Here is a 23,635-nt window from a genome sequence, read left to right on the forward strand (position 1 = left end):
TTGGTGCCGTACTCTCGCCGATAACACACCCTACAGATACTTAGATTTTTTCAGAAATCAAATCGGATTCCTATATGAGCAGATCATAAACCATGAATCATGCGTAGGCGATCGCAATTCACTCATCTAGTTAGCAAGTTGTAGCGACGTTACACAACTAACTTGCGGGTGTTGATGCAAAACATCTCAGTTTATGTGTTGAATTTCTAACTTTTGAATAGATGCCATCTCAAACTTCTGGGAGATCCCAAGGGTTTTTAATTTGTGCGACCTTACATAAAGTAAGCATAAAGACTCAAAAATAATAACCACAAGAAAAAACAATGCCCGATCAAAGTTTTAGAACAAACATTCCAGAAGTTGACCCAACCGAGATTGAAGATACTCGAACTGCGATCGCTGATGAACATCACTCCTTTCTTGAAAAGGTGATGGTTAAAAGCGGATTTGCAGATTTGTATGACGCAAGAGACTTTACCGAAGTTGTGTATCGCGTTATGCGTGACTTAATGACCGCGGACACAATTGATCGCGTCGAGTCAGAATTGCATACAGAGGCAGTGCCTACAGATGAAAAAGCACTCCAGTTTGAAGTGGCTGAACTCTGGAAAGACACCAATCCAATTGTGAGATTTTTAAGTAAAATCCGTCAACCTTTAAAAGGCCCGGCTCCTATTGGAATTGATTCCAAGCTATTTCTAACGCGGGTTGCTAATGAAGGAGGAGTTCCAGGATCAGTTGAGGCAGAACAGGCAGTTAAAGCGGTATTTTCTGCTACCAAAGACGAACTTTCCGAAGAGCGGATTCAGGAAATTGCTGGCGCACTGCCTGATTATGTACGTCAGCTTTGGGATCAAGCTTAATTAGAAGTATAAAAAAGTCAAGTCTGTTTGCGAGTAGCGATCGCAAACAGGCTTTTTATATAAAAAATAAGTTTACTGATTCACAGACAATCACTCCGCAAGCTTCACCGTTTGGTTAACCGCCGAGCGTGCTTTTCGTCGATAATCTGACTTGCGCGTTCCACCAGCCATCCCGTGCTCATCACTATTTTTGCCATCAAAACTTGATTTAGAAGTTCAAAACTTGATTTAGCTTGTAGGGTGTGTTGTCGCGCAGCGCAACGCACCACATCAATTATGGGCATCCTAAAAACAAACGCCATTCCCTCACGCCCATGCCTCACTACCGCAGACCCCATATTCTTGGTGGCACCTACTTCATCACCCAAGTTACCTACCAACGACAACCCTGGCTTTGCTCCGACACTGGACGCACTGCTCTCCGCGCTGCGCTTAATCATGTTCGCAAGAATTACCCTTTTTGCATTGATGCCTTCGTTCTCTTACCGGATCACTTTCACAGTCTATGGACTTTGCCCGAAGGAGATAGCAATATATCGGTGCGAATGCTCTTGATAAAACGCTTTGTGACTAAATACTATAGGCATCAGCTAGGACTTGATGTCGGTATTTCTCGCTCACGAGAAAAGCGAAAAGAAGGAAATCTATGGCAGCGCCGTTTCTGGGAGCATTTAATTCGAGATGAAGTTGATTTTGCTAATCATTGCGATTACATCCACTATAATCCTGTGCGGCATCAGCTTTGTGAATTCGGGCACCAATGGACTTTTTCGAGTATTCATCGCTTTATCCAGCAAAAGATTTACCCGTTAGATTGGGGTGGCGATGGTCAGGTTCCGCTTTCGTCGGATATTTGGGATGTTTGAGATCATGCATGGTGCGTTGCGCTTTGCGACAACGCACCCTACATTGGGGATGCGATCGCACTATTTCAAAACATCGCTGAGTTCCTTTACCAATTCATCAGTTGTGAACATAGCAGTATTAAGTGCTACTTTATCAGCCAGTGTTGGACTATAAGCCATAACTTCATCTTTGGAAACCTTATGCCATAAAGGAAGAATTACTTTGCCTCCTGTCATCTCCTTTGCAACTAAACCATCTAGTTCGTATTGTGTCCAATTTTTTGCAAAGAAGGACGGAGAAAGTACAACAATACCAAATCTAGAATTTGCCAGTCCTTTATCGATAGAGCGCCGTAGGCTATCACCAACCTTTAATTTAAACTCATCATACCATACGGAAAATCCTGCTTCCTCAAGCTTTTCAGCAAGTGGGCGAACTAAAATCTCTTTGTCTTCACTAGCATGTGATATGAAAGCATCGTACTTAACGCTAGAGATAACAATTGAAGAAAGGAATGGGCTAAGAGTGCTTTGTGTGCTGATTCTCACTTGGTTAAGTAATTCTTCTTGTTTTAGTTTTGATTGTTCCTCCTTGCGCTTGAATAAATCCATTAACTTCTTTTGTTCGCTTTCCTGTTCGCGGAATAGTTGCTGCTGATATCGATGAAGCTCAGAAGTTTTATCAGAAATATTCTTTGTTAAGTCAACCTTTTTCTTCTGGATGCTAACAATGTCCCGTTCTAAGCGTTCGATCTCGCGTTGTTTACTTTGTATAGTTGATAAACTCGTAGTTGGGGTAATGCTTTGCCTAATTTGATATATGCGCTCATTTTTAGATGCCTCATTCTTAGTCTCTTCAGTTAATTTGCGTTGTAGAGAGGAAATGTCACGCTGTATCCGTTCAATATTGTTCTGACTACTTTGTATTGACATTGTGGCATTCCAGTAGCTAGTAGGGTGCATTGCGCTTTGCAACAAACAACGCACCACATCAATTTTCTTATCAAATTTAACTCATCTGATAAACCAATTGCATATTCAACTTCTTAATCTCCAATCTCAACTTGTCATTCTCCATCCTCAAGTTTGCATTCTCCTCCCTAATCAACTCAACTTCATTCCTCTTACTCAAAGCCTGATTAATCGCCAACTTCCGCATATCTAGCGAAAACCAACGCTGATAAGTTTGGGTGTGAACTTGCACGCTATGCCCTAAATTATCTGCCGCAGCTTTGATTGGTATCCCCAAAATATGCGCCCGGATTGCCCAAGCATGACGTAAATCATAAGGTTTAAAATCTAATCCTATTTTGCGAAACCACCAACTAACACGCTGTGTTAATGCCGTTATCTCAGCATGATTAGTGTTATCTTTTTTTGCGATCGCACTCTTCAACATCTCTAAATATTTAGGATTTCTCAAATCAAAATCCTCAATCCATTGCCTATGTAATGGTAATGCTTGTCTCTCACCAGTCTTACAATCGTTATGGACTTTCCATGTAAAATCTGTATTTTCTTGACTCAACCACCAATCAATATCAGGATTAATAAAAAGTTCCCGTGGACGTAAACCAAAAACTGCTAACATTCCATACGTCCAGCGCCAAAGCTGCCAACTATCTTGAACATTTTGGTTAACTTGATTACCTCTACTATTAAAGTAATCTTCAAACTTGAGAATTCCCTCAGATATTTCTACATCGCTCGGTATATTGCGGGAATTATTGTCCGGCATTTTGGAATATTTAGATAAATCGATGTCGATTTTAAATGTCATGCAAAATGCTGCGATCGCTCTAGCTGCATTATACTTAGCCCATTCCTTATCGATTTGTTCAATTGAACCGATCAGATTTTCAGCAGTGGCTAAATCTTTGGGATTTGTAAATCTCTTTGTGCGGGAAAAGTAATAAAAAAAAGTATGTTCGCTTTTAGTTGTGCGTTTGTGAGTTTTAAAATACTCTTCCTCAAATTTTTCGAGTAATTCTCCTATAGTTTTAAATTCTTTTTTAATTGCCTCATTACCTAAATATTTATCATTCCATTCAAACGTTTTACGAGCGATTAACTTCCCTAATTCATAGGCTTCTTCCTCAGCCGTTTTGAGTCCATCTAAGTTAGAGGGAATATTCAAGCTGAGATTGTATTGTTTTCTCCCAGTACCATTACTATCCTTGTCTCCCGGCTTAATTGGTAACGTCGCCCGTAATTGCAGACTTCCATTCGATTCTCTAATTGTCACCTTTGCCTTTGCAGACTTCAAACGCAGATTAACTTTCTCTAATTCTAGTAGTACTTTCGTTCTCATGTGTTCTTTTTGCTGCTGTGCTTGCAGACTTGAGCCAAGAAAACTGCCATCGGTAGATGAAACTGGCTCCAAGTCTGCAAAAGCTTGTTGATACTTGTCTTGACCCTGATTATGCATCGCTGTGTTTTTAGCCTATATTTAGCCTAAAAATAAATGTGTTATCAGCGAACAATGCTTAGAACAGACACTGTTTACTGCAAACATTAGGCTATTGAAAAGAATTAAACCACAAAAAGGATTACTCCGAACCTAGCGATCGCTCTTACAATTGATACAATGCAAGGTTTTTTCGCGGCGGGAGAAAAAAGAGCCTATTTCTAGCCTAAATGCAAGTTGCAGGGTTATTTAGGAACAATCTGTTTTGATGCTTTAGATAGTATAACTCTTATGGAGTCTGGTTTTTAGATTTTGCTTGCATTTTGCTCAAAGAAAAACTGTAAAATAAAAGACTATTTTTAATGACGATTTTTTAGATTAAATGGTGCGATTACATTCACTGAACAAGATAATGGGTGCAATTAGCAAAAGCTAGAATAATTCATCTGGGGTATGTCAAACCTAAATTTGTCTTAACGGTCGCGCTGCACCGAACGCGGTTGTTATAAAGTATTCGCGGATTCAATTTCAGCCACGTAGAACGCGACGTTATCGACCAGTTTTTGCATCACCTTGGGAAGATACGCCTCAAATCTGGGTTGGTCTATATCAGGGTCGGGGTATTGATGGCAGTCATGAAGATACTTGACAATCTCTAGACGATCTGCGTTCTCAAGTTTTGTGAATGGATCAGAGACCTTGTAGTCGTGTATATCAGAAAGATGGATCAATTTGCAGCCGAATGAATAGATGAAATTTACCCAGCCACCAAGGTGTCGCGCAAGATCGATCATTTCCCGATCTGTAATCCGGCGAAATTTGCCATTTGTCTTTTCAGTTGTCCATTGGTCACCATTTACTGAATCTTCCATCAACGACCGCGAAATCTGTGACGAAGCACCCTGCTTGGACAGGTATGCAACGCGGATTAGTGAATCTAGTTCTAGACGAAGCAACCCGACTGCAATACCCAACAAGTGGCTTTGCAATAACATCGCCAGCGCAGCTTGATTCTCTGCGGAGCGGGCACGAACTTGACGGCAGAAATCAGTGACTAACTTTACCATGTCTTTGTTGTATAACTATCTTTAATTTTTCTATTTAATACTTAAATTAGAATTATTTACAACAGAAATTTCCCTTATAATACTTAGTTTTTTGTACTTATAGCAATTAACTTTAAAGATTATCCGTTAAATGCACAAGAAGTAGACAGTTGTAGCGATGTCTGCGACGGGCTACACCTAAGCCCTCACTCGACAATAAACTAGGCGATCGCATTAAACCGTCCAATCCTCAATTAACAATCCAAGTACTTTGCCCAAATCCCGATGATTGCGTGTTAATAAAACTAATTTACGAGATAGTGCGATCGCCGAATAGCCTGTCGTAGAGATCGCAGTAAAAGAATTAGACTGTTGGTGCGATCGCATTATTCGACAACCAGCTTGCGATCGCATTAAACCGTCCAATCCTCTATTAACAATCCGGGTACTTTGCTAAAATCCCGATGATTGCGCGTTAATAAAACTAATTTACGAGATAGTGCGATCGCAGTAAAAGAAGTAGACTGTTGTAGCGATCGCTCTCACTCGGCAATAAACTAGGCGATGTCTACGACGGGCTGCGCCTACGCATTAAACCGTCCAATCCTCAATTAACAATCTGGGTACTTTGCCCAAATCCCGATGATTGCGTGTTAATAAAAGTACTTTACGAGATAGTGCGATGCCGAATAGCCCGTCGTAGACATCGCGGTAAAAGAAGTAGACTGTTGTTGCGATCGCCTCGTTGCAGCACGATGTAAAGCTGTTCTAGACTTAGAAAGATGCTATGCAGTTTATAATCACCATGAGCTATCACGATATTATTACAATTGAGCCGGATAAGCGAGGTGGTAAGCCTTGTATTAGACGGATGCGAATCACCGTGTACGATGTTCTCGGCTGGTTGGCAGCTGGTATGTCTCATGGAGAGATATTAGACGATTTCCCTGAATTAACAGAAGAAGATATTAGGGCAAGTCTAGAGTTTGCTGCTGACCGTGAACATCGTTTAGTTGCCTCTCTACCAAACGTTACGCGGACGGCAGGTGGTCTTTGAAGCTGCTTTTTGATCAAAATTTGAGTCGCAAGCTGGTAACTCAATTAGCAGATATTTTCCCTGATTCCAGTCACGTTCAGTTTCATGGGCTGGAAGTGAAGACTGATACTGAAATATGGGAATTTGCTAAAACCAATGACTTTTGCATCGTAACTCAAGATGTAGACTTTGCCGAAAGAAGCCGTTTGTACGGTTCTCCACCTAAAGTTGTATGGCTACGCTGCGGAAATGCACCAACAAAACAAGTTGAATCTCTACTTCGTTCTGGGGTAGAGGTAATTCAAGAGCTACTCAATAATCCAAGTCTGCATTGTCTCGAATTGTACTAAGGCTTTCTTTTTGAGGAATTGTGTGTGAGATTCATAAGAAGTAGACCGTTGGTGCAATGTCTACGACGGGCTTCTCTACGAGAGGCTACGCCAACGCCTACGCCCTCACTCGACAATAAACTAGGCGATGTCTACGACGGGCTGCGCCTACGCATTAAACCGTCCAATCCTCTATTAACAATCCGGGTACTTTGCCGAAATCCCGATGATTGCGTTCTTGCTGAAATGCCGATGATTGCGCGTTAATAAAACTAATTTACGAGATAGTGCGTAGGCATAGCCCGTCCTAGACATTGCAGTGATATTCCCTATCATCCCCCGCATAGAACTTTGCGGACTTAACCGATCATTTCTGTCCTTCGGCTTCAATAGCTTGTTGTGCTGGGGATTCTAGAACTTTTGTCTGTTGCTCTTTGTACTCAATAAGGTGGGGATATTGTTTCTGAAGTTGAATATAGTAATTCACCAACTTCTGGGGGTTGTGTCCATTCTCTAAAGATATAATATGGCGAATTTTACGTATTTGGCTAATTGCCTCATCATTCTTCGTCATTTTGCGCTCCTATCAACTCTAACGGCGTAACTAGCGTTGGAACGTATAACCCCAGCATAACGTTCAGCCGTCGGATATGCCCAAACTTATTGGCATTTGCCAAGTGACGACAATTCCAAGTTAAGAGAAAATCACATTTATGATAGGAAGCTAGGGCAAGATGTAGTGCATCTCCAAGTGGATCTTTGGGCATCAGTTGTTGCTGAATATACACTTCAACGATTTCAGCAACCACAGATTCAATCGGGACAAATAACAAGCCACTAATTAGTTTTATTGCCTCGCTCTTTCCAGGAAAGTTACCTCGATTGAGTTCATCCAGCACTGCAAGACTAGTTACAGCACATAGTTGTCACTTGCATGGCTCCACCATTCCCGTGTCCAGTCCCGCCGCGCCACCATATCAGGTTCAGTACGTGCCTCGTAATAAAAACTGGGAATAGAGGTTTCAATGTAAACTTTTGGCTTCATTGCGGTAAGGAGTGACATAAATGAACGGCTTGACCATCTTTGCCAATGCCTGATACTCCAATAATATTATCGTCTTTAATTAACCACCTAAGCGATCGCCCCAACTCAACAACACGCCACTCTATATTTAGAGATTGTCTGTGGGATACACAAGAACTAGCCCCTTGTAGCGATCGCAATGACGGACTGTTCTGCGATCGCCCCAACTCGACAACACGCTACATATATTTAGAGATTTTATGTGAGATGCACAAAAAGTAGCCCCTTGGAGCGATCGCCCCAACTCGACAACACGCTACTCTATATTTAGAGATTGTGTGTGAGATGCACAAGAACTACCCCATCGTACACGTCGCTCTAAATGGCGAATGCGTTCATAAAATAACATATTCTGAACATGCATTATCAAGCAGCTTGATTGGAAACTCACCTATGAACCCACCTCCTGTAATGCTACTGTGCAAAAACAGGAAGACCAGCTACCGACGCGATTCGAGATATATTATTGATGTATTGTGTTTTTTAACCCTAGAAGGAGATTCATGGCAAAAATAAAAAACAATGCACAGCTAAGTTTCAACCAAGTTGAAATGGAAGAACTCTCTGATGCAGAGATGAAATGGGTGACTGGAGGAGCATTCTTAGCTCCAGCGCCGCAGTTCCAAATGCCGCAGTTCCAAATGCCCGAGTTCCAAATGCCCGAGTTCCAAATACCCGAGTTTAAAATGCCGCAGTTCCAAGTGCCCGAGTTCAAAATGCCGGAATTTAATTAGTCTTTGCTTCAATCGCCTGCCCTTTTATTTCAGCAATTTGTCGCGAACTCTCATGGTTGGGTCTTAAATTGTTCTTTCAATAGCATCAAAACCACAAGGCTCGATAAAGTTCAATAAACTTCTGTCACTTTCGGCGTTCTGTACTTGATATTGTTTTCAAAGCAATTGCTCCCAAAGTAATATAATTGACTAATTTTCGACAGCACTACCCAGAATCCAAATTTGCTCACAGAGGAGTCACAAGCGATCGCAAAAATTTTTATTCCTTAATACGCGTGACCTAAACCAACTCTTAATCTTTAATGACCAAATCACTGCGGATTCATCCGAATCAAGTCTGTCAAAATACTATCCAAACTACCGTTAACTTGAATCCGATCGATCTTCTCGGCAATGCGCTCTAATACTTCGAGTTCCTTTAGACGTAATGCGACGGGGTTATCCTCCATCACTTTGGCAGTGTTTAGCATACTGCGGGTAGCAGCAGTTTCTTCTCTACGTCTGACTACATTTGCTTGAGCGGCTTTTTCTGCCTCGACTACTTTACTCAAGATAGTCTTAATTTCACCAGGTAAAATAATGTCTTTGACACCTACAGAATCCACTTCAATTCCATAGTCTGCGGCTTTCTGACGAATGTATTCAGAGATACTTCTATCAATTGCACCTTTATCTTCTAATAAGGCATCTAAGTTGCGTTCGCCGACTGCACCACGCAAAGCAAACTGTAATTCTTTGTACAAGAAGCCGGAAATATCTGACAACCCGCTTTTTGCCCTCAATGGGTCTTGGATGCGGAAGCCAGCCGTTAAATTCAACCGCAGAGGTACTTTATCTTTAGAGAGGATGTCTTGACCAGATACCTCCATATTTTGTAGTCGCAGATCAATGGTTTCGGTTTGAAAAGAGCGGCCAAATAACCACCAAGCATGTACCCCTGGCGATCGCTGCCCTTGAAATTCTTGATTAATGTATACTAGTCCAACGTGCTGGGTGGGAACTTGGCAAATATGCAAACAGTTGCGACTGAGCAATTTAACTTCTGTTGAACCCTCAACCAACTCAGCCACTAAGGTAGACTGTAACTGAGCATCAGCGCTGATGTCGAGAATTTCCACTGCAACACCCTGCCAAAACAACTTGCGGCTGGTGGGCGGCAAAATAGAAATCACTTTCCCTCGATATCGCACAATTGCAACTTGCGAAGCCAGTAATTGCACTGCTTCACAATAGGCAGCAATAAAGTCGGGATGTTTTTCAATGAGTACATCTTCGAGAGGAAAATCTGGGTTAGGGATAATCCGGCTGAGAGTTCGGACTGTAACATCCCTATCTACTGACCAAAAAGCATACTCTCCTGGTTCGAGAGGTCGCACAAAATTATTTTGCAGATATAGTAAACCAATCTCATACTCTGAGATTTGGAACTTCTTCAGTCCATTCAACGTAACTGAGCGCAATTGCTGCACAAAGGGACTAGGCAATTCCCAGCTTTCTTCCAAGTTGAACAGATGAGACTCTACCTCAATAAAACCACGCCAAAAAGCAATCAATTGATTTGGTGCAACGCTTACCCAATTCTGACCGCAGCGGACTAAAGCAGCTTGGTTGAATGCGGTTCTGATAATCAATAAATGTTGTTGTAGTTCTGCTTCGTGATTTCGCAACAACAGTTCTAGGTTTTCAATCTCAGCTTGTGGCTGGTTGAGGTTATAAATTTTTACTTGCCAATGCCGACCAAAATAAGTATGTGTACCGGGCTGCAAGATTTTCTTAAAGTCACTGCGGTGATATAAGATGCCGATTTCATTAGGTTTGATATAAAATGTTTCCCACATAGTAATTTGCATAGATAATTTGCGCGATATTTTAGATAAGCTATGCAATGCTTGCGGCGGGCGTAGCGATCGCAACTAGCTAAGAAGATTTGATTAAGACATTTATAACCTTCCTTGAACTCAAATACCACCTATTTTCTTACAGCTTAAGTATTGGAGTTATTGGAGTTTGCAACCTTGTGGAAAAAGGCTAAAGGATTTATTCTAGCTATTTGTACTACTATAATACTACAAAATATTTTTTAACTCTGCCAGTGCAAGTGTTTACAGTTCAGGTGTGGGCAAAAGCTTCTCCAAAGCTGGATTAAGATTGCTGTTACTTTTCCCAAACTGCTCAATGGCAATCTAGAAAAAAGAACCGCGCTCAAATATGCCGTTCGTTTGCCAACCTAGAATCCTGAAGGAAAACTAGATGTGGAAAGGAAGGAACATACTCAAGTTAGGGAGAAATGCAGTTGCGCTTACTCCTTGACTGTGGCTACCGAACATCACCCTTACGAGTGATGACCGACAGCAAAACACTTACACCGCAGAGTTTGGAAAATAAGGGGTCTCGAATCTGTTAAGATTCGTACCATATTGGCTACCTTGGAAGGGTATTGTCTTTTAACCCGGACAGGGTTTTGGGTGAAAGTATAGGAATCGAACCTACAACACATCGATTATGAGTCGATTGCTCTACCAGTGAGCTAACTTCCTGGGGTTTGATACAGGGGTCGAACCTGTGACCCATCGATTATGAGTCGATCGCTCTACCAACTGAGCTAATCAAACAATGGTATAGTTTAAAGGACTCCGCGGTATACGCTTATGCAAAAGCTTGGCGCACCAGTTAGGCATATAGAACCTAAACCATAGCTTTGTAACTTTGTTACTATCCCGCTCCAAATTTAGCATATTGGATTGATAGATGCTCACGATTTCTTGTTGTAGCTCAGTCTGGGAAAGCTAGACCAGTCATGGGGTCACGAATATACAACCCTAGCGTGAGGCTACGCATCGCTTCATCCCAAACAGGTATTAATTGTTCTGCTTGATCTGCCCAATAATCGAATGTAATCAAGCACTGAACATTTGATCCCAAACCAATGCAAGTCCGTGAAAAAGCTTCCCGTGGTTCTTCTTGAGTATCAATAAACTTCATCTCTGTCCACACAATTCTGGCGGTTTGGCGCTTGACGGTAAAAATTTCTCCCTTGGCAATGATATTGCGGCTGTCGTCTTCCAGGACTTTCTTCAAAGTGGATTTGAGCGGAAACTGGCTCCAGTCATTGGGTGGCAGGCGATTGAAAGACACTTCCAGGCAGCAATCATCGTTGGGCGGTTTTTTATCGAGGAACTTGAAAGATTTTTCTTGTGGCTCCAAAACCCAATCTTGGGGAACATTCAAGCGGACAGCGCCTCGATCTCCTACAAATATTTTGTAGCCTGATGGAGATTCCCAGCGATGGTCAGGTTTTAGTTCAAGCGTTTCTTTAATCCACTGGAGATTGCTTTTCTTACGCTTTGCCATAGTGTTTTTGCCAATCTGCTGAAGAGGGCATAGGCGTTAGCCCGTCGTAGACATCGCCTAATTTGGATCGTAGACAATCATCAACTTTGTTAATGTTATCAAATTGCTAGTATTTATTAGCGCTCTTGTATTACTTTTACCAAATAAAAATTATAAATCTTAATTTTCATGCATCGGCTTTATGAATCTATGGGTAGGTTGGGGAGCCACAGTCAAGCCGGCAAGCTAACATTCTCCTTCAGTGGCGGACTGGCGTTGAAGGTTTGGGCAACCCCCAAGAAGCGGAGGATTTCACTCAGGATATTTTTTTGAACCGGCAAGCGATCATTAAAAACCTATTTGGCAATTTTGACGGTAAAACTCAGCGTTATGATTAAAGTTTCAGCTTTCACCATTAAAATCTTAGCAGCAGTGTTCATGGTTATGGATCATGTGTGCTATTTGCTAATGCCAGACTTATTAATATTGCACTTTATTGGACGATTGAGCTTTCCCCTCTTTGCATGGCTTCTGGCTAAAGGCGAAAAACACACCCAAAATGTGTACCGCTATGGAAGCAGGCTATTAATTACAGCAATTATATCTCAGCCAATCTATACATTTGTTTTCCAGAGGTTCTCACCTAATATTCTCTTCACGCTTCTTCTTGGACTTGTGATGTTGCGCTTAGTAAAGCTTTTTCCGCAATTATGGCAGCAATTAATAATTATTGGATTGTGTGCAGCAGTTTCCGAAGGCTTGGGCTTTGAGTATGGAGGATATGGGATTGGAGTAATTTTATTGATGTCTTTAATAGACAAACTGAAGGCCGGGGTATGGTTGCTCTACTGGTGCATTTTGCATTTGATTTTAGTAATTCTATCTATGAATTATATATTTCAAATTTGGGCAGTTTTTGCAGGATTCATTGTTTTTCAATTCAATGGTAGACAAGGTTCACGAGCTAGATGGTTTTATGTGTTCTACCCGGCTCATTTAATAATTTTAGGTATAATCAATTATTTAATACAGTCCAGGTAAGATTTACGCTTTGATAAGCGATCGCTTAATTTAGGGCGTAGGCGATCGCTCACTTTGCTAATCGTATCAAATTGCCAGTAGCAGGGTGTTTTGTCACGGCGCGCAACGCACGTTACAGGAGGGATGCGATTATACTTGAAGCTAAAAAACTAAAATAGTGAAATTATGTTAGCCAAATCCTTTTGTTTTTTTCGGTTGTGCTAAAAAGGTTGAGTCATCATGGTACATAATATATCTGCCCTCACCAGGAACTTCTGGGTTGGTAAAGATAGTCCTAGTTCTCGCTGAATCCTCACCATGCCAGCCACTTTTTTGGACACCTCAATCAATTCTGGATCATATTCTGTGCCAAGCAAATTATTATTACAGTTTCCACAAATAGAAAGTATGTTAAGTCCGCTTTGAGAAACCTTTAGATTTTTACTTGATTCCGAGATATATTGTGATAGTGTTCTTAACTCGACGAGTGTTGGTTTTACACAGCCTTGAGGAGGAATATGATCACGCGTGAGTTGAGAATACTTCCCACAAATATTACAGTATCCTTCTTTGTCGCCCTTAAATTTTATTTTATTGTCTTTCTTCATTACCTAACCTCTACATCCAATATTGAGAGCAAATTGATCACTTTTAGGATTCGCTGTTAAAACTGAGTATTAAGCAGTTTCAAGGATATGATAACAACCTTTAACTGTTTTCTTTTATACCATTCTTGGTTTGGGTAGCTAGTAGCTACAGGAGGGGTGCGTTGATACTGACTAGTAATAATGAATTCCCTCCAATTCAATATCTCCAGTAACCCTACCTTGCTCATTCACAAAAAGAAGGGTTCCCTCCAATGCATCTTGAACTAAAGTATTGGCAATGTCACCACCATCTATAACAATCTGCTGAGTTGCTTCTCTGACTTCATAATCAACCTTTACACTTGATAACTTAAGCTCCAACTGACTTGACTGATAAACCCAATAACCGTTTATAAAAGTCTTTTTCCAAGTGTGAGTACCTGAAATATCCTCTAATTCGAGAACTGGCAAATAAGCTAAAAGCCTAGAAAGTAAAATTGTTTCTCTGCTATCTCTATCCTCAATAATTACTCCTTCAGTTTCAATCTCTGATGTGGATTCTATTCTCCGGATAAATTCTTGTCGTTGAGGAGTTAAATTTGATGCAAGCCAGCTTTCATCAAGATTCATTTGCAGCCTAGGATTTAAAGGAAACCTTACAGTTACATTGATGTGAATAGCCCTTAATCGTCCTTTGTAGTCAGCATCTTTAGCTTCTCTAAAAACTTTAAGCCCAATACCTTTGCTAGTAGCATATGTTTTTGCACCTGATGTAAAGTCAACTGGTGAGATAATAACTCCGCGTAAACCAGGTATGTCATCTAAAACACCCCAAAAATCTCTAACAACACCTAGATCAACTTTTGTTTTATGAAGCTTGCATTCTAGTGCGACGCGGTGAGTAACTCCGGCAATACGATACTCCCAATAAACATCAATCTGGTGTTCTTGGCCACTGACCCCTTTAAGCTTTATATTGTGATCAACTCTGATGGTTTCTAAAGCTTGTGCTTTCAGCAAAATCTGCTGTATATCTTGAACAAATAGTTCGTATTCCGTACTATTCATATAGACATTTATATATAAACTATTTGAAAGTCTAACTATTTATTAGACGGAAAATTTCCGTATAATTACCCTATTTGAGATAGTTATCCGGAATTTTTCTATCTAATACACACATTTAGACATAATACAAGCTGTATTTAAGCATTATGCTTTGCGATCGCACTACCATCACAACGAGCAAAACTAGCCATTGCAGCACAGAAATATGGATAAAGTCGAATTTAGTTAGCAAAAGGAGCTTTTACTTTCTCAAAAGGAGCTTTTGCTTTCTCATTTCGGTGTTTTCCGTAAGCAAAAGCAGCTTTTACTTTCTCAAACCCCAGTTTGCTTTCTCATTTTGGTGTTTTCCGCAAGCAAAAACAGCTTTTACTTTCTCAAACCCCAGTTTGCTTTCTCATTTTGGTGTTTTCCGCAAGCAAAAGGAGCTTTTACTTTCTCAAACTCCAGTTTGCTTTCTCATTTAAGTAGTTCGCGCAATCTACTGTAATTTTCTCTGTGTAGCAAAAACCATTGCAGATTTGCAGGAATTCTCTCAGGCTGATCTATACGTAAATTTTTTAAGGTAAAGAATATTAACCGTACTGTATTACAAGGTGTAGATCATGGCTCGGAGAAAAAGAACTTCCGTAGTGTTAGAAAGAGCAGTGCGCCGTGCGGCCAGCATAAACTCAATTGATCCGAGGTTAGATTTAGGCAATGGACTCACTTTACCTGCCTTCTCAACCCTGATCGAAACGATGCGAACTAGAGAAAATGCATATAACAGTGCCCTTTCTAGCTTGGATAAGTTGTATCGGGAAATGCTGGAAACAGAAGACGAGTTGGGAGATATGACAGAGCACATGCTCATGGCAGTTGGGACTCGATATGGCAAAAGCAGTGTAGAGTACGGTATGGCGGGAGGAGTTCCTAAAAACCAGCGTCGTAAGGGACTGCGAGGCGAGTCGCCAACTCCCAGTGATGAGCAACCGTCATTCGTTGCCAGTCTGGAGAGCAAAAATGGAAAGAAAACGGTAGCGACAAGTTAAGATGTGCGCTAGTACTCAAAATTTTGTCAAGCCCAAATGATTGCAATCGCTCTCCGAAAAAGAATGTAGAGACGTAGCAATGCTACGTCTCTACTGCAACCAAATTCTTAGGCGCGATCGCACAAAGAGGTAATTTATAAACTCAAAATAAAATTACCATAAGCTGTGTTAAGCGCATATTTCCAGATGTTTGTCACAAAAAATGTCATCAAAGCGTCTAACGCACTCCCATGTAACACGGTGCGTTAGGCTAAAGCCGTAACACACCCTACTTAAGATTTACTTTATAAATAATTTCTAAATTTGCATAAAGTCCACTTTTATAGAGACTTTATCCGTTCTACCCCACCCCATATTTCAAAGAGCCGTTTAGTTTCAGCTTCTATCTCTGAAGTTTTTCTTGGCTGTCCATTCCCAGAACCTGGGAAAATAACATAAACGATGTCTTTGGGAATTCCTTTCCTAACTCTTGAACGCACCAATGGATCGTTTCCAAGAGCTTGAGACAGAGCTATTGAACCCTCGCCTATCTGGTTCTTAGGCCCAATATCAGCATGGATTGCAAAAGCGAGTTTTTCATTATTAATGTTGTAAGCAACTGCAAAATCTCCTAATTTAACGCCTGTAACCTTTCTAAAATTATCATTTCCCGGAAGAACAATATATGGGATCTTTGTTGAATCAACATACCGACGTGGATCTTGGTTGACAAATCCTGAGTCGAATAATGCAGTTGTAGAAATATAGTATCCAGGATATGGATCGCTACTGCCCTGAATAAACGGATTGCCCTTTTTATCTACAGCTAGTGCCCACCAGTTACCTGAATGCCCAGCATTTTCCAAAAAATCAATCCCTGTATCTGCTGGGTGATAAGCATTAGGAGCACCATCAGCATTAATGCTCATACCTGCTTCATAGAAAAATACAGATTCTCCATCTGCTTGGCGAATAGGAATTCCACCAATATCAATAATGGTTTTGTTAGCAAAGATTGTGACTGGACTAAGAAATTTATGAGCTACAAAACCTTCTAAAGTTTTTCCTTTGAAAATAGTTGTAACCTTCCACCACTTGTCATCATCTGAATTTTCGATTTTAGATAAAATATGTGATTTTGGAAGAACTGCTAGATGGTTGGTATCGTCTACAATAGGTGCTGAACGTATATTCAAGCTATCTGATATTACTTTAAATTGCTGCATAATTTCCTCCAAATTTAAAAATTTAACTCATGAAACTATAAAAAAACAAATTTAGTGATGTCTGCGATGGACTGTGCTTATGCTATTGCTAATATCTATTTTTTAATCAGGGAAACCTACATCAGCCATTAGGTCACAGATAAGTAACCCTACTATAAGCAAAGGTTAGCTTTTAATACAAGCGTTTCTTGAATCCACTGAAGATTGCTTTTCTTACGCTTTGCCATAGTGTTTCTGTTTTCTCTGCAAAAGAGGGCTACGCCAACTTTGTTAATAGTATAAATTACAACGTATCACGTCAATATGGGTATTTTAAAAACAAACGCGATCGCATGTATTAATACCTTACAGAAGACTTACGGATAAAAAACCCCCAACCCTTTATTTCTCAAAGGTTAGGGGGATTTAGAGTCCTGAAAGATTCTATGCAGCTAGGCGATCGCGTCCCCAACTATTAGACCAAATTTACTGAACCTGTATATCCTTTGAGAATTCCCAAAGAACCACCACATGAACTAATTAGCGTATCTTTTCCTATCTGGCTGAAGCTGGCATTTAAGCCGCTGACATTTAAGCGATCGTTGCAACCAAAGCCATAGATGGCAGCAAACCCACTGCTTCCCAAAATTACTGTGTCTGTATCTTTCTCTTGACCCAAGTAGACTGTATCATTCCCCCCACCTGTTACCTCAATAGATAAACCAAACAGGTTTGTATCTGTACTTAAAGGATTCGGAAGAGAAACCGTTTCTCCCCGCAGATTGATTACATCATTCCCATTTCCCCCATAGATGGTGTCATCACCTGAACCAGCAAAAATTAAGTCATCACCGGAGCCAGACCTAATAGAACTGCTAGTATCAGTTGTAACAATTGTATTGTTGCCATTACCTGCAAAAATCTTTGCAGAACTTGAGTTAGAGATTCCAGCAGCAAGAATAAAATCATTGCCTCTGCCGGTTTGAATTGTGGTTTCGCCATAGGGAACAACAGCAATCTGATTATCACCATCTCCAGCTTTTATAGTTTGGTTATAGGATGGCAATTTTGTGTCAAAAATATAAGTCAATATCGAAACTTCACTGCTAATAACGTCACTTCCTGAGCCTGTATTGATGTTTGCGTCTCCACTTCCCAGCAAAATTAAGTTGTTGCCTTTACCCGCATTAATGGTTCGGTTAGAAAATCCACTTAAATAGAAAATATCGTCGCCTGAACCTGCTGAGGCAACCAATGTTGAAATTGGCTCTAAGCCAATAATATTACCATTAGTATCGAATAGATATTTTCCACCGTAATCGTCTAAAAAGTTGTTTCCACTGCCCAAATAAATTGTGTAATTGCCTGATCCTAAACTGACATAATCATCTCCTGTTCCAGTACGAACAATCGCATCAATTCCATTTGAATTACAAGGCAGCGGACTAGTTTGCAAGACCTGACCGCTAAAAATGCTAGTATCAAAATTAAAGATTAAATCTAGCTTTCTCCCTAGCAAGACAACATCATTGCCATTTCCGGTGTTCACAACATTGTTGTTGCCTTCTACAATCAACCAATCTGGATTGGCAGTACCTAAAACTTTTTTATCATTACCTGAAATGACTTGTTCTGTATAATTAATACCGCGAAAAAATTGTGTTGTCATAAACCTTTCCTTTATAGCTCAATCTAGTTCAGCGAAGACAAAAAATGATGTAGATGAGCTATTATTCTGAAAAACTCAATAGAATCCGGTGAATCTAAAAAAAATATTTTTGCAAATTCTAAATTAGACTTTACAAATATCTTTTAAGATATTTAAAGTGATAGAGACTGCAATTTTCAGGTAATCAAATTATCGGGTAGGGACACACATATGTGATTGATGCCAATTGAGATTTTAACTGCGATCGCTGATCGTGCTTGACCTCTCTATCAACTGAGCCAGCGAAATATTTACCCGTTGACTTGAGAAAAAATTTAAACAAAGGTGAGTATGTGAGCATATTGGGAACTATAGAAGCAAATCAAGTTAGCACAACTTCCAGCTTCCAGCAATGAAAACTCACTATCTCAGCAAAGAAGGTAAAGCGTTCCCATTACAGATTGTTCTTGTTGTTCCCTTCCTTATCCAAATTTTTGGAGCGGTCAGCTTAGTAGGTTATTTGTCCTTTAAAAATGGACAAAGAGCAGTTAACCACTTAGCAGAACAGTTAATAGATCGCACCAGCGAGGTAGTGGATGAACATTTGAAGTCTTATCTTTCCATTCCGCAAACGCTTAATCAGATTAACGCAGATGCCATCCGCAGGGGAATATTGGATGTGCGCGATCGCAAAACCCTTGGCAAATATTTCTGGGATCAAATGCACACCTCTGACCTAACTTATATTGGTATCGGGCTAACGACGGGTGAAGGGGTGGGTGCAGCTCGTTATGATGGCAAAACTATCACCATTGATGATTGGACTGCCAAACCTCCTAACAATGTCTACACTTATGCTACTGACGATCGAGGCAATCAAACTAAGGTAAATGCTCGGTGGAATTGGGAAAATTCTAGCGAACCTTGGTATACCCAACCCATAGCCGCCAATAAACCCATTTGGGCAAAGATTCTGATTGGAATTTTTCCCACAGGTCCCTACATCGTCGCCTCTAGCAGTCGTCCAATCTATGATTCGCAAAATCGCTTACTAGGAATGATTGCCTCCGATATTCATCTGTTGAAACTGGGCGATTTTTTACGCAGCTTGAATATCAGTCAGTCTGGGCGGGTGTTCCTTTTAGAACGGGATGGCACATTAATCGCCACTTCCGGCACAGAAAAGCCCTTTACCTTCATTAATCAAAAGGCTGAGAGATTGCGGGCGATCAACAGTTCTGACCCAATAATCCAGAACATTGCCAGACACTTACAAACCTCCAACGGGTTTAATTCCATCACCCAAGACACAGATTTTCAACTTGAGGTGCAAGGAAAACGGTATTTTGTCGATGTTGCACCTTGGCGTGACAAGTATGGTTTGAATTGGTTGATGGTAGTGAGTGTGCCAGAAAATGCATTCATGGCGCAAATTAATGCTAATACGCACACTACGATCGCACTTTGTTTTGGCGCATTGGTTATTGCCTCGGTGATGGGTGTGTTTACCTCCCATTGGATTGTACGCCCGATTCTGCGCCTGAATCGGGCAAGTAAGGCAATGGCATCCGGCAATTTAGATCAGACAGTCGAAACTAGCGGCATTCGAGAACTTAATACCCTTTCCAACTCTTTCAACCACATGGCAGGGCAAGTGCACGAATCGTTTACTGCCTTAGAAAAAAGCAAAGAAGAACTAGAATACCGGGTAGAAGAACGCACCACTGAACTCAAAAATGCATTAGGGGAGTTGCAACGCACTCAATCTCAAGTTATTCAAAGTGAAAAAATGTCTAGTCTGGGACAACTAGTTGCTGGAGTCGCACACGAAATTAATAATCCAGTCAACTTTATTCATGGCAACCTCGTCCATGTGCAGGAATATACCCAAGATTTATTAGCAATTTTGCAGTTGTATCAGCAGCATAATTCTAACCTTGTTCCTGAAATTCAAACTGCTGCCGAAGACATGGATCTGGAGTTTTTGCAGGAAGACTTGCCGAAAATGTTGTCTTCCATGAAAGTGGGCACCGATCGCATTCGCCAGATTGTACTGTCGCTGCGGAACTTCTCCCGCATCGACGAAGCGGAATTCAAAAGGGTCGATATTCATGAGGGTATCGACAGTACCTTGATGATTTTGCAACACCGCCTGAAAGCGAAATCAGAACAACCAGAAATTGAGGTCAGCAAAGACTACGGCGCTGTACCCCTAGTAGAATGCTATGCCGGACAACTTAACCAGGTGTTTATGAATATTTTAGTGAATGCAATTGATGCGTTAGAAGAAAATAATGCCAAGCGTACCTATCAAGAGATCCAAGACAATCCCAGTCGAATTAAGATTCGTACATCTGTGCTTAATTCAACGTGGTTAGAAGTGGCGATCGCTGATAACGGAGTCGGTATTTCCAAAGAAATTCAGCAACGAATATTCGATCCCTTCTTCACCACCAAACCCATTGGCAAAGGAACCGGAATGGGGATGTCCATCAGCTACCAAATCGTCACAGAAAAACATGGCGGTAAACTGGAGTGCTTCTCAACTTCTGGACAAGGAACCGAGTTTATTATTCAGATTCCTCTGCGGCTAAAAGTTCATGGAGTGGTTTAACTTGATACTGATTTGCAATTGTCAACTTATTTAGCTAGTAGTAAAATACACGTGGTTTGAGCGCTAACACATTATACAGTTAAACAGATAGTTAAAATCAGTAGTCCTATTTGTTAAGAAACCTATGCAGATAAATCAGGTGATTGAAACCTACGATCGGGGCGCGGTAGATTATGACGCAATCATGAAGCGTTACTGGCACATCGAGCGCGAACCCCTAATCGCTTCTTTGCAGCTGAAACCAGGGCAAACCGTCCTAGATGCTGCGGTAGGAACAGGTCTTAATCTTTCAGCCTATCCTGAAGGGGTAAGTGTCGTCGGTGTTGATCTTTCTGAGAAGATGATGGATGAAGCACGTAAAAAGCGCGTATCCGCAGACATCACTTTCAAAGTAGCGGATATGTGCAATCTTGATTTTCCTGATAATAGCTTTGATGCAGCAGCATCGGGATTTACCCTCTGTGTCGTTGAAGATCCAGTCCGCGCTCTTGAGGAGATCCTACGAGTTACTAAGCCTGGTGCATTTATTGCCATTCTCGATTACTGTAAATCCCAAGAGCCAGAAATTCAGAAATGGCAAGAGTTAATATCTGATGCTACTTCACAGCTAGGCTTCCCGACTGGCAAGATCAAGTGGGATGCATTGATGAATTATGACGAACTGATTTACAACAGTAAACTTCCCATTGAGGTGCTTGTGGACGATCGCACAGAAAATCCAAACCCGTTTTTATGTGGTTGTCAATTACTGCTGAAAAATTCCAAAACTTAAAAGCAATAATATCGTGCTCATACCATTTCCAGATGAAGACGCATAGAAAGAACCCCACCGCCTGCGACACCTCCCCTTATTAAAGGGAGGTTGGGAGGGGCCAAAATAATGTGCAACTTCGCAGAAAATTGGTATTACTGCGATCGCATGTTTAAGAGGTGATTTATAAACTAAACCTTAAACTGTAGGGTGCGTTATAGCAACGCTTAACGCACCAACATATCTAGTGTGTTACGGCTAATTCTGACTTTCTCAAACTCTCAAATCCTTCCATAGCCGTAACATACTCTACTTAATATTTACTTTATGAATAAGCTCTAAACAATGCAGGCAAAATAAGTACAATAAGCATCGGATCAAGGAAAACTAAGCTAACTATAAACCAGATGTTGATTGTATAACCTATTGACTTAAAATATAACACGATAGCTCTATTAATAATTCCTACAATTATTGATGTATCAAATAAACAAGCACCTGCTATTCCAAACGCGTAGGAGAAACCATTTCCTTGGCGATAGGTTGGCGTTGTTATATGTTCATAATACAGCCAAATAGCTAAGGTTCCAAAAAAAACAGCATAAGCTATTAGCCACTTTATGTTAGGCATAATCTGAGCAATAATAAAGGGAATAGTTAGTAACAAGATAAACAATATAATCAGAGAATCAACCATTTATAAATCTCCTTATTTAGAATTTTTGAAAACCTCTATTAATCATATAATTTTTATTAAATTTATGAACTATTATGGCAGCAAAAACTATATAAATACACTGATTTAGTCTAGATCCTGAGTAAACTCAGATTCAGTTACTTTTAGATTTTCTTTACGAATTATCTCTGAAACTGTGGTGTGTTGCACTTGGCGACAAGACACCACAATTTATATCATTTAGTTTTAAAGAAACAATTCAGAAGACAAAATTAAGAATATTTTGAAACCAAAGCTTAATAATTAAAAAGCTATAGCATCCTTAATTTTATAATAATTCTGAATTATGACTCCTGAATTTTTAGGTTTTACAAGTGATTTTGAAACAGTTCTAGAACATGTTGCCAAGCATCAGGAGCAGCTTCAGGATTGTAGCTTGGGTGTTGTTCCATAAATGGGTACTGGTCTTTGAAAAATCCGGCAAAGAATCCATGTCCTGCATCATATCGAAATACACGATGATTTATTTGATGTTTCTTTAATTCTGCTTCAATTTGCTCGTTTTCTTCCTGGGAAACTAATGAATCTCTTGTACCAAAAAATGCATAAATAGTACCTTTAATTTCTGAGGTGCGATTAATCGTTGGAGTTTCTTCACCATAACTAGAAGTGGTAATCCCACCACCGTAAAAGGAAGCTGTTGCTTTGATATCAGGGAAAGTTGCAGCTATATAAGCAACATGACCGCCAAAACAAAAACCAATTACACCAATTGCATCATCTTTGACATTGGGTAAAGTTTTGAGGTAAGCGATCGCAGCTTGAATATCACTTAAGATATCTTGATACTTTACTTGTTGATAGTATTCCAACCCCAGCCGATAGCTTTCTGGACTAAACCCAATATCTTCAGGGCTAAAATCAGCCTCAAAACCGGGAGCAAGACGTTGATACATCGCGGGGGCTATTGCTACATAACCTTGTTTTGCAATTAGTTCAGTGATATCTCGAATATTACTATTGATTCCAAAAATTTCTGGAAAAACTATAACCGCGCCAAAGGTTCCCTTATGTGCTGGTTGAGCTAAGTAAGCATCGATTTCTAAGTCATTGTTAGGTACTTTGACTTTTGTAGTGTTAATTTCGATGTTTGTTGTTTCTACCATCTTTGTTTCGGCTGATTTTATACCAATTTATCTATTCTGACTGTTTTTTGACGCCAATGGCCGATGTCTATGATGGACGGAAACACCAGGAGTATTGCTCTGCTCAATGAAGAGAAATCACTGACCTTCAAGCATGACTTTGCTGCTATAGGACTCATATTTGATTTTTGAAATATACGTAGGGTGCGTTATGCCTCTGGCTAACGCACCGTCCGAAGG

The 23,635-nt window shown here is 40.5% G+C and carries 27 protein-coding genes and 2 tRNA genes; 10 read left to right on the forward strand and 19 right to left on the reverse strand.

Annotated elements, in window-relative coordinates; translation table 11 throughout:
• Window positions 1-323: 323 nt before the first annotated feature.
• A complete protein-coding gene (locus tag RM347_RS32550; protein ID WP_322716056.1) occupies window positions 324-863 on the forward strand; it encodes a DUF2267 domain-containing protein in 540 nt (179 codons plus the stop codon).
• Between the two features lie 104 nt (window positions 864-967).
• Here RM347_RS32550 and RM347_RS32555 read toward each other — a convergent pair whose 3' ends face one another.
• Window positions 968-1,303, reverse strand: a complete 336-nt coding sequence (locus RM347_RS32555) for a hypothetical protein (RefSeq protein WP_322716059.1) — start codon at window positions 1,301-1,303, stop codon at window positions 968-970.
• Here RM347_RS32555 and RM347_RS32560 point away from each other — a divergent pair.
• A complete protein-coding gene (locus RM347_RS32560) occupies window positions 1,223-1,729 on the forward strand; it encodes an REP-associated tyrosine transposase (protein WP_428850659.1) in 507 nt (168 codons plus the stop codon). The genes RM347_RS32555 and RM347_RS32560 overlap by 81 nt on opposite strands.
• Window positions 1,730-1,789: 60 nt before the next feature.
• Here the strand turns inward: RM347_RS32560 and RM347_RS32565 are convergent, their stop codons facing one another.
• The 4 genes from RM347_RS32565 to RM347_RS32580 form a co-directional block, all read right to left on the reverse strand.
• Window positions 1,790-2,641 carry a toll/interleukin-1 receptor domain-containing protein gene (locus RM347_RS32565; protein WP_322716055.1) on the reverse strand — a complete coding sequence of 284 codons (852 nt, stop codon included), beginning with the start codon at window positions 2,639-2,641 and terminating at the stop codon, window positions 1,790-1,792.
• 76 nt (window positions 2,642-2,717) lie between these two features.
• The gene (locus RM347_RS32570; RefSeq protein ID WP_322716054.1) at window positions 2,718-4,136 is read right to left on the reverse strand and encodes a site-specific integrase; all 1,419 of its coding nucleotides are present in this window, start codon (window positions 4,134-4,136) and stop codon (window positions 2,718-2,720) included.
• 482 nt (window positions 4,137-4,618) lie between these two features.
• The gene (locus RM347_RS32575; protein WP_322716053.1) at window positions 4,619-5,182 is read right to left on the reverse strand and encodes a hypothetical protein; all 564 of its coding nucleotides are present in this window, start codon (window positions 5,180-5,182) and stop codon (window positions 4,619-4,621) included.
• A gap of 213 nt (window positions 5,183-5,395) precedes the next feature.
• Window positions 5,396-5,575, reverse strand: coding sequence for a hypothetical protein (locus RM347_RS32580; protein WP_322716052.1), 180 nt, complete (start codon window positions 5,573-5,575; stop codon window positions 5,396-5,398).
• A gap of 391 nt (window positions 5,576-5,966) precedes the next feature.
• Here RM347_RS32580 and RM347_RS32585 point away from each other — a divergent pair, with 391 nt between their 5' ends.
• The 3 genes from RM347_RS32585 to RM347_RS32595 are packed head-to-tail and all read left to right on the forward strand — an operon-like array spanning window position 5,967 to window position 6,793.
• The gene (locus RM347_RS32585) at window positions 5,967-6,218 is read left to right on the forward strand and encodes a DUF433 domain-containing protein (protein ID WP_194041277.1); all 252 of its coding nucleotides are present in this window, start codon (window positions 5,967-5,969) and stop codon (window positions 6,216-6,218) included.
• Window positions 6,215-6,547: a DUF5615 family PIN-like protein gene (locus RM347_RS32590; protein ID WP_322716050.1), complete on the forward strand. Its 333-nt coding sequence runs from the start codon at window positions 6,215-6,217 to the stop codon at window positions 6,545-6,547. Before RM347_RS32585 ends, RM347_RS32590 begins: the two co-directional genes overlap by 4 nt.
• A gap of 24 nt (window positions 6,548-6,571) precedes the next feature.
• Window positions 6,572-6,793 (forward strand): hypothetical protein, encoded by a 222-nt coding sequence (locus RM347_RS32595; protein WP_322716049.1) that lies wholly within the window; start codon window positions 6,572-6,574, stop codon window positions 6,791-6,793.
• Window positions 6,794-6,893: 100 nt separating this feature from the next.
• On the opposite strand, the gene RM347_RS32600 is transcribed toward RM347_RS32595, so the two are convergent.
• Genes RM347_RS32600 through RM347_RS32610 form a run of 3 tightly spaced genes read right to left on the reverse strand, consistent with a single transcriptional unit; the run spans window position 6,894 to window position 7,589 of the window.
• Entirely contained in the window at window positions 6,894-7,100 is a 207-nt protein-coding gene (locus RM347_RS32600; protein ID WP_322716048.1) for a hypothetical protein, read from the reverse strand.
• Window positions 7,087-7,425 carry a hypothetical protein gene (locus RM347_RS32605; RefSeq protein WP_322716047.1) on the reverse strand — a complete coding sequence of 113 codons (339 nt, stop codon included), beginning with the start codon at window positions 7,423-7,425 and terminating at the stop codon, window positions 7,087-7,089. Before RM347_RS32605 ends, RM347_RS32600 begins: the two co-directional genes overlap by 14 nt.
• 11 nt (window positions 7,426-7,436) lie before the next feature.
• Complete coding sequence (locus RM347_RS32610; protein WP_322716046.1) at window positions 7,437-7,589, reverse strand: hypothetical protein; 153 nt, start codon at window positions 7,587-7,589, stop codon at window positions 7,437-7,439.
• A gap of 27 nt (window positions 7,590-7,616) precedes the next feature.
• On the opposite strand from RM347_RS32610, the gene RM347_RS32615 reads away from it, so the two are divergent.
• A complete protein-coding gene (locus RM347_RS32615; RefSeq protein ID WP_322716045.1) occupies window positions 7,617-7,832 on the forward strand; it encodes a hypothetical protein in 216 nt (71 codons plus the stop codon).
• 241 nt (window positions 7,833-8,073) lie between these two features.
• Here RM347_RS32615 and RM347_RS32620 read toward each other — a convergent pair whose 3' ends face one another.
• The 5 genes from RM347_RS32620 to RM347_RS32640 all read right to left on the reverse strand — a co-directional run bounded on the left by RM347_RS32620 (window position 8,074) and on the right by RM347_RS32640 (window position 11,695).
• Window positions 8,074-8,325, reverse strand: coding sequence for a hypothetical protein (locus RM347_RS32620; protein WP_416211865.1), 252 nt, complete (start codon window positions 8,323-8,325; stop codon window positions 8,074-8,076).
• Between the two features lie 330 nt (window positions 8,326-8,655).
• Window positions 8,656-10,182, reverse strand: a complete 1,527-nt coding sequence (locus RM347_RS32625) for a slipin family protein (RefSeq protein WP_322716057.1) — start codon at window positions 10,180-10,182, stop codon at window positions 8,656-8,658.
• A gap of 624 nt (window positions 10,183-10,806) precedes the next feature.
• A tRNA-Met gene (locus RM347_RS32630) sits at window positions 10,807-10,881 on the reverse strand.
• Window positions 10,881-10,956, reverse strand: a tRNA-Met gene (locus RM347_RS32635). The genes RM347_RS32630 and RM347_RS32635 overlap by 1 nt, the downstream gene beginning before the upstream one ends.
• 160 nt (window positions 10,957-11,116) lie before the next feature.
• Entirely contained in the window at window positions 11,117-11,695 is a 579-nt protein-coding gene (locus tag RM347_RS32640; protein ID WP_322716043.1) for a hypothetical protein, read from the reverse strand.
• A gap of 339 nt (window positions 11,696-12,034) precedes the next feature.
• Here RM347_RS32640 and RM347_RS32645 point away from each other — a divergent pair, with 339 nt between their 5' ends.
• The gene (locus tag RM347_RS32645; RefSeq protein ID WP_428850658.1) at window positions 12,035-12,715 is read left to right on the forward strand and encodes a TraX family protein; all 681 of its coding nucleotides are present in this window, start codon (window positions 12,035-12,037) and stop codon (window positions 12,713-12,715) included.
• Between the two features lie 200 nt (window positions 12,716-12,915).
• Here RM347_RS32645 and RM347_RS32650 read toward each other — a convergent pair whose 3' ends face one another.
• Both RM347_RS32650 and RM347_RS32655 read right to left on the reverse strand, forming a co-directional pair.
• Window positions 12,916-13,302 (reverse strand): hypothetical protein, encoded by a 387-nt coding sequence (locus RM347_RS32650; RefSeq protein ID WP_322716041.1) that lies wholly within the window; start codon window positions 13,300-13,302, stop codon window positions 12,916-12,918.
• Window positions 13,303-13,473: 171 nt separating this feature from the next.
• Complete coding sequence (locus RM347_RS32655) at window positions 13,474-14,349, reverse strand: restriction endonuclease (RefSeq protein ID WP_322716040.1); 876 nt, start codon at window positions 14,347-14,349, stop codon at window positions 13,474-13,476.
• Window positions 14,350-14,951: 602 nt separating this feature from the next.
• Here RM347_RS32655 and RM347_RS32660 point away from each other — a divergent pair.
• Window positions 14,952-15,377 (forward strand): hypothetical protein, encoded by a 426-nt coding sequence (locus tag RM347_RS32660; protein WP_322716039.1) that lies wholly within the window; start codon window positions 14,952-14,954, stop codon window positions 15,375-15,377.
• A 320-nt stretch (window positions 15,378-15,697) separates the two neighbouring features.
• On the opposite strand, the gene RM347_RS32665 is transcribed toward RM347_RS32660, so the two are convergent.
• On the reverse strand, window positions 15,698-16,582 hold the full coding sequence (locus RM347_RS32665) for a glycoside hydrolase family 75 protein (RefSeq protein ID WP_322716038.1): 885 nt from the start codon (window positions 16,580-16,582) through the stop codon (window positions 15,698-15,700).
• Between the two features lie 454 nt (window positions 16,583-17,036).
• Window positions 17,037-18,230, reverse strand: coding sequence for a calcium-binding protein (locus RM347_RS32670; protein WP_322716037.1), 1,194 nt, complete (start codon window positions 18,228-18,230; stop codon window positions 17,037-17,039).
• 391 nt (window positions 18,231-18,621) lie between these two features.
• Between RM347_RS32670 and RM347_RS32675 the strand changes: the two genes are divergently transcribed.
• Both RM347_RS32675 and RM347_RS32680 read left to right on the forward strand, forming a co-directional pair.
• Complete coding sequence (locus RM347_RS32675; protein WP_322716036.1) at window positions 18,622-20,823, forward strand: sensor histidine kinase; 2,202 nt, start codon at window positions 18,622-18,624, stop codon at window positions 20,821-20,823.
• Window positions 20,824-20,947: 124 nt separating this feature from the next.
• Window positions 20,948-21,595, forward strand: coding sequence for a class I SAM-dependent methyltransferase (locus RM347_RS32680; RefSeq protein WP_322716035.1), 648 nt, complete (start codon window positions 20,948-20,950; stop codon window positions 21,593-21,595).
• Between the two features lie 304 nt (window positions 21,596-21,899).
• Here RM347_RS32680 and RM347_RS32685 read toward each other — a convergent pair whose 3' ends face one another.
• Both RM347_RS32685 and RM347_RS32690 read right to left on the reverse strand, forming a co-directional pair.
• The gene (locus RM347_RS32685; RefSeq protein ID WP_322716034.1) at window positions 21,900-22,271 is read right to left on the reverse strand and encodes a hypothetical protein; all 372 of its coding nucleotides are present in this window, start codon (window positions 22,269-22,271) and stop codon (window positions 21,900-21,902) included.
• 347 nt (window positions 22,272-22,618) lie between these two features.
• Window positions 22,619-23,416 (reverse strand): dienelactone hydrolase family protein, encoded by a 798-nt coding sequence (locus tag RM347_RS32690; protein ID WP_322716033.1) that lies wholly within the window; start codon window positions 23,414-23,416, stop codon window positions 22,619-22,621.
• Window positions 23,417-23,635 lie beyond the last annotated feature (219 nt).

Origin of the sequence: Nostoc sp. ChiQUE02 (genome assembly GCF_034531305.2) — a bacterium.
In the GTDB taxonomy this organism is placed as follows: domain Bacteria; phylum Cyanobacteriota; class Cyanobacteriia; order Cyanobacteriales; family Nostocaceae; genus Nostoc.

What these genes read in the sequence shown, in the direction of transcription:
- RM347_RS32665 (WP_322716038.1), bottom strand. Translation starts at nt 16,582, where the DNA reads ATGCAGCAATTTAAAGTAATATCAGATAGCTTGAATATACGTTCAGCA.
- RM347_RS32570 (WP_322716054.1), bottom strand. Translation starts at nt 4,136, where the DNA reads ATGCATAATCAGGGTCAAGACAAGTATCAACAAGCTTTTGCAGACTTG.
- RM347_RS32615 (WP_322716045.1), top strand. Translation starts at nt 7,617, where the DNA reads ATGCCTGATACTCCAATAATATTATCGTCTTTAATTAACCACCTAAGC.
- RM347_RS32565 (WP_322716055.1), bottom strand. Translation starts at nt 2,641, where the DNA reads ATGTCAATACAAAGTAGTCAGAACAATATTGAACGGATACAGCGTGAC.
- RM347_RS32685 (WP_322716034.1), bottom strand. Translation starts at nt 22,271, where the DNA reads ATGGTTGATTCTCTGATTATATTGTTTATCTTGTTACTAACTATTCCC.
- RM347_RS32640 (WP_322716043.1), bottom strand. Translation starts at nt 11,695, where the DNA reads ATGGCAAAGCGTAAGAAAAGCAATCTCCAGTGGATTAAAGAAACGCTT.
- RM347_RS32670 (WP_322716037.1), bottom strand. Translation starts at nt 18,230, where the DNA reads ATGACAACACAATTTTTTCGCGGTATTAATTATACAGAACAAGTCATT.
- RM347_RS32585 (WP_194041277.1), top strand. Translation starts at nt 5,967, where the DNA reads ATGAGCTATCACGATATTATTACAATTGAGCCGGATAAGCGAGGTGGT.
- RM347_RS32660 (WP_322716039.1), top strand. Translation starts at nt 14,952, where the DNA reads ATGGCTCGGAGAAAAAGAACTTCCGTAGTGTTAGAAAGAGCAGTGCGC.
- RM347_RS32650 (WP_322716041.1), bottom strand. Translation starts at nt 13,302, where the DNA reads ATGAAGAAAGACAATAAAATAAAATTTAAGGGCGACAAAGAAGGATAC.
- RM347_RS32580 (WP_322716052.1), bottom strand. Translation starts at nt 5,575, where the DNA reads ATGCGATCGCAAGCTGGTTGTCGAATAATGCGATCGCACCAACAGTCT.
- RM347_RS32550 (WP_322716056.1), top strand. Translation starts at nt 324, where the DNA reads ATGCCCGATCAAAGTTTTAGAACAAACATTCCAGAAGTTGACCCAACC.
- RM347_RS32690 (WP_322716033.1), bottom strand. Translation starts at nt 23,416, where the DNA reads ATGGTAGAAACAACAAACATCGAAATTAACACTACAAAAGTCAAAGTA.
- RM347_RS32555 (WP_322716059.1), bottom strand. Translation starts at nt 1,303, where the DNA reads ATGATTAAGCGCAGCGCGGAGAGCAGTGCGTCCAGTGTCGGAGCAAAG.
- RM347_RS32575 (WP_322716053.1), bottom strand. Translation starts at nt 5,182, where the DNA reads ATGGTAAAGTTAGTCACTGATTTCTGCCGTCAAGTTCGTGCCCGCTCC.
- RM347_RS32600 (WP_322716048.1), bottom strand. Translation starts at nt 7,100, where the DNA reads ATGACGAAGAATGATGAGGCAATTAGCCAAATACGTAAAATTCGCCAT.
- RM347_RS32675 (WP_322716036.1), top strand. Translation starts at nt 18,622, where the DNA reads ATGAAAACTCACTATCTCAGCAAAGAAGGTAAAGCGTTCCCATTACAG.
- RM347_RS32610 (WP_322716046.1), bottom strand. Translation starts at nt 7,589, where the DNA reads ATGTCACTCCTTACCGCAATGAAGCCAAAAGTTTACATTGAAACCTCT.
- RM347_RS32625 (WP_322716057.1), bottom strand. Translation starts at nt 10,182, where the DNA reads ATGTGGGAAACATTTTATATCAAACCTAATGAAATCGGCATCTTATAT.
- RM347_RS32655 (WP_322716040.1), bottom strand. Translation starts at nt 14,349, where the DNA reads ATGAATAGTACGGAATACGAACTATTTGTTCAAGATATACAGCAGATT.
- RM347_RS32680 (WP_322716035.1), top strand. Translation starts at nt 20,948, where the DNA reads ATGCAGATAAATCAGGTGATTGAAACCTACGATCGGGGCGCGGTAGAT.